The sequence below is a fragment of the Pseudomonas sp. EGD-AK9 genome (assembly GCF_000465935.2).
Classification (GTDB): domain Bacteria; phylum Pseudomonadota; class Gammaproteobacteria; order Pseudomonadales; family Pseudomonadaceae; genus Aquipseudomonas.
In genome coordinates this window covers 1-978 of sequence record NZ_AVOF01000659.1, presented here as the reverse complement: position 1 = coordinate 978, position 978 = coordinate 1, and the positions used below count along the sequence as shown (strand labels likewise).

General features: G+C 69.2%; 2 protein-coding genes. One reads left to right on the top strand and one right to left on the bottom strand.

Going from position 1 to position 978, the window contains the following annotated elements; genetic code table 11:
- Window positions 1–484, bottom strand: a 484-nt coding sequence (locus N878_RS22320; RefSeq protein WP_021445737.1) for a LacI family DNA-binding transcriptional regulator, incomplete at its 3' end; no start/stop codon positions are given.
- A 174-nt stretch (window positions 485–658) separates the two neighbouring features.
- Between N878_RS22320 and N878_RS22315 the strand changes: the two genes are divergently transcribed.
- Window positions 659–978 (top strand): PTS sugar transporter subunit IIA (locus tag N878_RS22315; protein ID WP_036988680.1); only part of this gene is annotated, 320 nt, incomplete at its 3' end.

The following is a 978-nucleotide window of genomic DNA, read 5'->3' as shown; positions in this document are numbered from 1 at the left end:
CGCTGACCACCGAGCGGATATGCGCCGGGTCCAGCGCGCGGTCCACCGCGATCACCGGCAGGCCGCCGGCCACCAGGCGACGGTACAGCGGATCGTCCGGCGGCAGGCAGCTGGCGACGATCAGCGCGTCGCAGCGGCGCGAGCGGAACAGTTCGAGCAACTGCCGCTCGCTGTGCGGGTTGTCGTCGGAGCTGGCGATCAGCAGCTGGTAGCCGGCAGCGCGGGCCTTCTGCTCCAGCAGCTTGGCCAGGCGCGCGTAGCTGGGGTTTTCCAGGTCGGGGAGGATGAAACCCAGGCAGCGGCTCTGCCCGCGGCGCAGGCCGGCGGCCTGCTGGTCGGGGCGATAGCCATGCTGCTCGACCACCGCCAGCACCCGCTCCACCGTGGCCGGGCTGATGCGCCGGCGCTCGGCCTGGCCGTTGATCACGTAGCTGGCGGTGGTCACCGAGACCTGCGCCAGGCGGGCGATATCGCTGAGTTTCACGGGGCTTCCAGGCTGTCGACGACGATCGGGCTTCAAGGATCGCCGATTCTGGGATAAGGTGCCAGCGCTAGATGAAACGTTTCAGCAAGCGCTTTCATCGACTAGGCTAAGAACAAGATCACGAATCCGGGTGGCCGCATGACTCGGATCCCTCGCCTGCCGGAGGACATTTCCATGCTCGAACTCGACGCCAGCCAGATCCAGATGGGCGGTCAGGCCGCGGACAAACAGGCGGTGCTGGCCATGCTCGGCGAGGCCCTGGCCGCCGCCGGCCTGGCCACCGCGGATTACCTGGCCGGCCTGCAGGCGCGCGAGGCGCAGGGCTCGACCTTTCTCGGCCAGGGCATCGCCATCCCCCACGGCACGCCACAGACCCGCGACCAGGTGCTGCGCACCGGCGTCTGCCTGATCCAGTTCCCCGACGGCGTGGACTGGGGCAACGGCCAGCAGGTGTACCTGGCCATCGCCATCGCCGCGCAGTCCGACGAGCACCT